At 72.3% G+C, this 7443-nt stretch carries 7 protein-coding genes; 3 read left to right on the top strand and 4 right to left on the bottom strand.

The genetic code is table 11. The features are described from left to right. The 4 genes from FHG89_RS32435 to FHG89_RS32455 all read right to left on the bottom strand — a co-directional run. On the bottom strand, window positions 1-905 hold a 905-nt coding region (locus FHG89_RS32435; RefSeq protein ID WP_139588191.1), incomplete at its 3' end, for a PrgI family protein. After that, window positions 902-1816, bottom strand: a complete 915-nt coding sequence (locus tag FHG89_RS32440; RefSeq protein ID WP_139588192.1) for a TrbL/VirB6 family protein — start codon at window positions 1814-1816, stop codon at window positions 902-904. The genes FHG89_RS32435 and FHG89_RS32440, both read right to left, overlap by 4 nt. A gap of 2 nt (window positions 1817-1818) precedes the next feature. Beyond that, window positions 1819-2211, bottom strand: a complete 393-nt coding sequence (locus FHG89_RS32445) for a pilin (protein WP_139588193.1) — start codon at window positions 2209-2211, stop codon at window positions 1819-1821. A 622-nt stretch (window positions 2212-2833) separates the two neighbouring features. Continuing rightward, a complete protein-coding gene (locus tag FHG89_RS32455; protein ID WP_139588194.1) occupies window positions 2834-3712 on the bottom strand; it encodes a hypothetical protein in 879 nt (292 codons plus the stop codon). An 825-nt stretch (window positions 3713-4537) separates the two neighbouring features. Here FHG89_RS32455 and FHG89_RS32460 point away from each other — a divergent pair. The 3 genes from FHG89_RS32460 (at window position 4538) to FHG89_RS32470 (ending at window position 7103) form a co-directional block, all read left to right on the top strand. Then, on the top strand, window positions 4538-5461 hold the full coding sequence (locus FHG89_RS32460) for a hypothetical protein (protein ID WP_139588195.1): 924 nt from the start codon (window positions 4538-4540) through the stop codon (window positions 5459-5461). A gap of 58 nt (window positions 5462-5519) precedes the next feature. Next, on the top strand, window positions 5520-6446 hold the full coding sequence (locus FHG89_RS32465; RefSeq protein WP_244296081.1) for a TRM11 family SAM-dependent methyltransferase: 927 nt from the start codon (window positions 5520-5522) through the stop codon (window positions 6444-6446). 108 nt (window positions 6447-6554) lie between these two features. Further along, window positions 6555-7103: a DNA cytosine methyltransferase gene (locus FHG89_RS32470; RefSeq protein ID WP_139588197.1), complete on the top strand. Its 549-nt coding sequence runs from the start codon at window positions 6555-6557 to the stop codon at window positions 7101-7103. Window positions 7104-7443 lie beyond the last annotated feature (340 nt).

The raw sequence follows: 7443 nt of genomic DNA on the forward strand, positions 1-7443 counted from the left end.
GGGGCAGCGAGTCCGCCGGGGCGGGGCGGCCGGTAGGGGTCGGCGGCGGCAGCCAAGGCAGCGGTCGTGGCGTGGCCGTCCAAGGCACGGGTCGTGACACCCAGCCCGGACAGCGACCGGACCGTCTGGTCGGCGCGGCGCCGGGCGGCGTGCTCGCCCCGCTCTCCCGAGCTGGCCCGGGTGACGATGAGGACCTGCCGGCGCAGCGGATCCCGCCGCTGCGCGAGGTCATCGAGGAAACGGGCGTGGTCGGCCGCCGCGTCCGCGAGAGCCGAGTGCGGCATCTCGTCCGCCGCTTGGGCGAGGGCGCGGGCGGCGGAGTGCAGGTCGACCGGCTGCGCCGACACCACGATCTGCGTCGGCGTGGACAGGCTGTTGAGCCAGCGGCCGAAGGTGTCGACCAGGGCGGCCTGCTCGTCGGCGGTGCGCAGCGCCAGGTTGACGCTGGTCGCCGCGACCATCGCCGCCTTCACGCCACCGAGGCTGATCTCCCCGTGATCGTCGATGGCATCGGCGGGTAAACTCAACGGTGCCGGCAGCATCACCTTCGACGTGGGGACCCGTACCCAGTCGGGTGTCTTCGCGGTGGTGTCGGTGGTGGACAGAGCGCGCGGCCCCCGGGAGTGGCGGACCGCCGACAGGAGCCACAGGTCCATGGGCAGGCCGTCGCGGCGGCCGACCGCGAGGCCGAACACCAGGCCGCCGAGCACGACGGCCACGCCGAGCAGCACCGGTGCGGGCACGACGGTGTACAGGGCCTTCCAGCCGCCGTAGAACACGACGGCGGCCACCGCCACGATCGCCAGTTGCCGGAACGTCAGCCCGTAGAGCACCTTGTCCGGCGCGTCCACATCAGCGGGCATCCGGGCGGTGAGAGCCTGTTCGTCGCGGCGGTCGTGGCTCATGGTCGCACCGCCCCAACGCGGGGGACGCGCAGCCCGCGGGTGAGTTGCCGCACCACGACAACCCGCACGACCGCGCCGAGTGCCTCGCCGCCACGCCCGCCTGCGCCGCTAGTGGCGTAGCGGCGCATCAACCCCGGCACCTTGACCGTGGTCCACAGCAGGACCATCACGACGAACAGGTTGAGCACCCCACCCGGTTCGACCGGCAGGCCCAGCAGCGGCAGCACGCTTCTGGTGTCCAGCAGCATCCACTGCCCGGCGAACAGCACGAACGCCTGCACCACCGGGACCGCCAGCATGGCGACGTACGACCGCCACCACAGGCGTGCCACACCCTCGGTGTGCGGTAGGGCGTGGCACGCCAAAGCGATCGGCGCGACCGCGGTGAGCACCAACGCGACCGCGAAACGGACGATCACACTGCAGGCCGTTGCGGCGAGCAGGAACACGATGATCGCCAGACAGACGACAAACAGCAGACCGGCGGTCTGGTCACGCGCGGCGATCAGGTGGGTCTTGACGGCGTCGAGTGCCCCGTCGCCGTTGAAGTCCTGCGCGGTCAAGGCGGTGGTGAACGCGTTGGCGAACTCGATGAGCGTGCCGGCGATCAGTTGGGAGAAGTGGGCGGTGACGAACCCGACGACGCACCGTGGCAGGAGATCCTTGACGGTGTAGCGGGCGCGTTCGTCGCCGCCGGCGACCATGGTCAGGACGCCAGCGGCGACGAACGCCAGGACGAAGACGGTGTCGACGACCCAGATCGACCGTCCGGTCAGGGCCTGCACCTGCGGCAGGCTGGTGACGTCCGGGGTGATCAGCAGCGCGTGGGTGATCGCGGTGATGAGACCGTTCAGGCAAACCAGCAGCAGGCCGGCGAACCAGTCGAGGATCTGGTTGAGCGCCCAGGTCATCGTCAGCCTCCGACGATTCCCCGGACGACCTGCAGCAGGATGGGCGCGAGGACGGCCACGCCATAGCCGACCAGGGCGTTCTTCAACGCGCCCTTGGCCTTGTCGACCTGGGCCGGGTCGCCGCCGGCGGTGGCCCAGTACACCCCGGCCAGGACCAGGAACAGGGTGGCGACGGCGCCCAGGATGCCCATCACCCAGGTCTGCAGGTTGGCGATGACGGTGGGCAGGGCGTTGGCGGCCAGGATCACCGGGTCGCCGGTGTCGCCGTAGGCGGCGGCGGGCACGGCCAGCATCACGATGGCAGCCGTCGCGGGCGCGGCGACCCGGACGACTCGGCGGAGCGCGGACAGCATGATGGTCAGGGCACGGGAACGTGCCCACAGCGTGGGGGACATGGGTGGCTGCACCTCCCGCCCCGGCTCGCGCCGGGGCGATCGTCGAAACGGTGGTCAGGGAGCCGCCGCCGGGCTCGGGAGACACATGTCGGACGGGGACCGCGGTGAGCCTCGGGAGGAGCTCGTCCTCCCGTTCGGGTTGGCGGTGATCGATGAGGTGTCAGCGCATCAACGTGGCGCGGCACCCGAGGCGCCCGGTCCCGTGTCGGCCATGTGTCCCCGGCCCGGCGGCGGGCGGAACCAGCCCTCCTCGTGGCGCCGGAGGAGTTCCGCACCCTCAAACCGGCGTTTGTGAGCTGTGGCGAACACCTGCCGGTCCCACAAAGTTCCGACACGACCTCACCGACGTCTGACAGCCCAGGTCAGCGGCCCGATCTGACGATCATCCCGTTCGGAATGGACCCGCTGTGGGCGTCGGCGCGGGAGTCTCACCGCCGCCGAACGTCGTCCCGTGAGCATCGCTGTCAGCTCCGTGAGGCCCCGACGTGCCACCCACAGTGAATACGGCGACCTTTCCCGCACCAGGGTGGGAGCCCGGCGGCAGCGGCGGAAAGCGCCGGGGCCGGCGCACGTGGACGCGGGTCCGACCAGATGGTCGAGCCCGCGTCCGGATGCTCGGCGGTCAGGCCGCTGCCAGCGTCACGTGCGCCGCGGCCGGCCGTGCGCCGCGGGCGGCCCGGATGTGCTGGCGTCGCTCGGCCGCCGCGGCAAGATGGTCCCGCACCCGCGGTGAGGTCACCTCGGTGAGGAACCCGGCGGCGAGCGCCTCGGCAATGCGAACGTCGATGCGCTCGACGCGCCGCCGCAGCGTGTCGACCTCCACGCCGAGGCGGGCGGCGATGGGTTCGATGGCCCGGTGGCCCAGCCGCAGGTCGATGTAGGGCTGCTCATCGCTCTCGTCGACGATGCCCAACTCGACGGCCCGGCGTACGAGGAGGTCTGGATGCCCGTAGGGGCGCTTCGGGGTGCGGGGGCCAGTGACGTGTTCCAGGTCGTCGACCGGCACGGCCTCGGCGCCGTCACGCTGGCGCAGTTCGTGCCCGGCCCGCCATGCCGCCATGCACAGCGCCGCGTACGGCGCCGGTTTGGCCAGGTCGACCCGGTCACGCAGGGCGCTCAGGAAGCCGGTGAGGATCTCGGCGTCCAGGTCGTGGGCGTCGCCGGCCCAGCCGGTGTGCAGCCGGCCGGCGTAGCGACGCAGCGCGGGCATCGCCAGGGCGACCGCGGCGATGACCCAGGCGGGCCCGCCGAGGCGGGCGCGGCGGATCAGCTCCCGCCACACCACGTCACGCGCCGTGTAGGCGCGAGGATGCTCCAGCAGCCACTGCCGCAACGCCGGCAGCGCCATGACACCGCCGGGCAGACCGGTGTCATCGCCGAGCTGGCCGACAAGCCGATCGAGGTCCAGTGACAACGGGTCGGGGTCGCATGTCAGGTCGGCGAACGCGGTGTCCACGGCGTCCAGAGGCGAGTCGGGCCAGTCCTTGTCGGAGGCGGTCATGTCACGAACTCCCATGTCAGAGGCGAATGTCGATGACGGGGCCGAAGCTGTGCGGCCGGCGGCGCCTAACCGCCATTGCGCCACCCCGGTCTCACGGACCCCTGACAGCGCAGGCTGCGTCGGCACCGTCACGGGGTCGACGACGTCAGCCGCCCGCGGCCACCGCTGACTGACCATCGAGTCGACGGACGTCGTCGTTCTGACAAAGCCACATTGACCTGCTCGCTGACAGGACCGGAGACGGCGGACACGGTCCGCGGCGGCCGGGCGCGTGAGAACGCGGCACTGCCGCGCGGGCCTGACGACGCGTCCCGGCCGCTCTCACAGCGCCTCACCGCGCAACGGTGTCAGACCGCAACCGGCGGGACGTCACCACCGACCGTCGGCGTTTACCCGGCGCCGCCGCGTCGGCTGACAGCATCCGTGCGGCAGCCTCGACGGTCTGACGAACCGCCGTCCGAATGACAGACCCGAAGCGGGTGTTGTCAGTGACACCGCTGCCGTCTGCGGCCGCCCGGACAGCGGTCCGACAATGCCGGCCAGCGCCCGCGTGTCATCGGCGTGCGTCGCTGTCATGGCCGACGTGGTCCTGACGCTGACAGAGCTGGGCTGATCGTGGGCTCTGACACTCTCCTGACGCTGATCCGGCCTCCGTGAGGCTGGCGTCCGCGAGGGCGTCTCGGGCGCCAGGACAGCCAAGGGGGACGGGAAGTCGCTGTCAGACATTCGTGAGATCACCGTGAGATCGGCAGGTGTTCGCCACAGCTCACAAACACCGGTTTGAGGGTGTCAGCGCACCACGGCGCGGCGCGGAGCCGACACCACATGAGCGAGCACACGCCGCAACACCACAACCCGCATCCCGAACCCACCGCTCACAACGGCCCGCCGGCCGAGGTCCACCCGACACCCACCGACCTGGTCGCCGGCGACCCACCGGTACCGCTCACCGTCTGGCGCACCGCCCGCACCCCAGGCGACGCCGGACGCAGCATCGGCACCCGACTGGCCAGCCGCCTCATCAGCGCCTACAGCCGCCCCGGCGACGCGGTCGTCGACCTCACCACCGACCACGCCCTCATCCAGACCTGCGCGGCCGGGGCGCGCCGTCACCACCCGGCGTGGTTCACCGACGCGTCCAGCCTGATCATCGACCCGGCCACGGCCGTCCCGCCCGCCGGCACCACCGGCGGCGCGGAACCGGGCGAGGGGGACGACCTGCCCGAGATAGGCGCCTGGTTCGGTGACGATCTCACCGACCCGCAGCTGCACCCACCGGCCGACACGGTGGCCGCCCCACCACCCGGCGGCTCCCTGACGGCAGCGACCAGCCTCGTGGTCGCGTGCTGGCCCCTGCACGCCAGCGCCGCCGCCAACCAGGATCGGCTGGCGTGGCTGCTGGCCGCCTGCGCCGCGTTGCTGCAACCGGGCGGCTGCCTGATCCTCGTCGTCACCGTCCCAGCCGGCACCACCGCCGGCCCTCAAGACTTCTCCGGCGTGGTCCAGGCCGCCGCCGGTATCGGGCTCGGCTACCTGCAGCACCTCGTCGCCGTCACCGCCGACACCGACGGGGACGCGTTCGTCTACCACGTCACCGACGAGGAACTGCTCACCCTCACCACCGTCGTCAACCAGCGGCGGCAGGTGGCCCACCTGCGGGTCCACGCGGACCTGATGGTGTTCAGCCAGACCCAGCGCCCGGCCCCGCGCCGGGCCGACTGGCGTGAGGGCGGTGGTCGCCGTGGCTAAGCACCGCCCACACACCACCGCCAACGAGTCCGACGAGCAGAACACGACGACTGCCGCCATGAGCACCCCCTCGGTCGGACGGCATCGGGCTGCTCCCGGCCCGGAGGGCCTGTCGGTGTGGGCGACAGCGCAGTCCACCGGCCCGGTCCAGCGCCGAGGCCGGTACGTCCGCGAGTCCGTGCAACACCCGGCGCGGATGCTCCCGGCGATCGCCGCGCACGCCGTCACCGCCTACACCACACCCGGGGACCTCGTGCTCGACCCGATGTGCGGGATCGGCACCACCCTGGTCGAGGCGATCCACGCCGGCCGGGACGCGATCGGGGTGGAATACGAGTCCCGCTGGTCCGACATCGCCGACGCCAACATCAAACACGCCCACACCCAGGGCGCGACCGGCCGCGCCGGCGTCATCCGCGGCGACGCCACCAGCATCCTGTCACTGGTGCCGGCGGCCCTGACCGGCCAGGTCGCCCTCGTGGTGACCTCGCCGCCGTACGGGCCGACCGTGCACGGCCTGGTCCGGCCCGGCACCGACGGCGTGGCCAAGTTCGCCAACGCCTACAACGACGGCACCGACCGCGGAAACCTCGCCTACCGCGACCTCACCGGACTCGCCGACGGGTTCGCCCAGATCCTCGCCGGCTGCCACACCCTCCTGCGCCCCGGCGGCGTCGTCGTCGTGACCGCCCGACCCTGGCGCAAGCACGGCGAACTGGTCGACCTCCCGTCGGCCGTCATCGGCGCCGGCATCCGGGCCGGCCTCACCCCCGTCGACCGCTGCGTGGCGCTGCTCGCCGCCGTCCGCGACGGCAGGCTCGTCGCGCGGCCGTCGTTCTTCCAACTCCGGGCCGTCCGCAAGGCCCGGGCCGCCGGCACCCCCATGCACCTGATCGCACACGAGGACGTCCTGGTGTTCATCAAGAGCCAGGCCTCGGGCGCGGAATACCTGGGGGACACCCTCGGGGGAGGGGTGGTCGCGTGAGTGCGCCTGCGCACCGCTACCCCAGCCTCGGGGCTGCAGTACAGAGCTGCTGCCTCCTGCTGTTGGCCGGGCACCGTGAGACTCCGACGCTCGACGCGGCGGAGGTGCGTGATTGACCACCGACCCGCACCGCGCATCGGATCGCTGTGCACCGGCTACGGCGGCCTCGACATGGCCGTCGAGCTGGTGCTCGGCGGCCACCTCACCTGGTACGCCGAAACCGACCGGCACGCCCGCGCCCTTTGCGCCCACCACTGGCCCGGCGTGCCCAACCTCGGCGACATCCGCACCGTCGACTGGACCCGCGTCGAGCCCGTCGACGTCCTCACCGCCGGGTTCCCGTGCCAGGACATCTCCAACGCCGGCAAACGCGCCGGCATCACCGGAAAGCACTCCAGCCGGTGGAGTGCCATCGCCGACGCCGTTCGCGTCCTTCGACCGCCGCTCGTGTTCGTGGAGAACGTCGCCGCCCTCCTACGACGAGGCTTCGACGTCGTCGCAGCCGACCTGGCCACGATCGGGTACGACACGAGCTGGACGTGCCTACGCGCGTCCGACATCGGTGCCGCCCACCGCCGCGACCGGCTGTTCCTGCTGGCCACACCCACCCCACGACCCGACGGAGGTGCGGACGCTGCCGACACCCTGCGCCCGTGACGGCAAAGGCCCCGGCCACCAACACGGCCTGCCCGACCTCATCGAACCGTCAGGCTCCACCCACGGCCTCCTACCCACCACGGCCGGGCAAACCGCTCACACCGGTCACCACGCGCCTACGCGCACCGACGCCACACGGCTACTGCCCACCCCCAGGGCGAGCGACACCGGCACGCCCGGACGACGCGCGGGCGCCGGGTTCCGGCCCCCACTGTCTCAAGTGCTACTGCCCACCCCGCGGGCCACCGACGGCGAGAAGGGCTGCCCAGGGCAACGCGGCTCGCACGGCGACCTCACCCTCCCCTCCGCAGCGGGGCGGGTCCCGGCCCGGACCCTGCCC

The sequence above is a fragment of the Micromonospora orduensis genome (assembly GCF_006228125.1).
Classification (GTDB): Bacteria; Actinomycetota; Actinomycetes; order Mycobacteriales; family Micromonosporaceae; genus Micromonospora; species Micromonospora orduensis.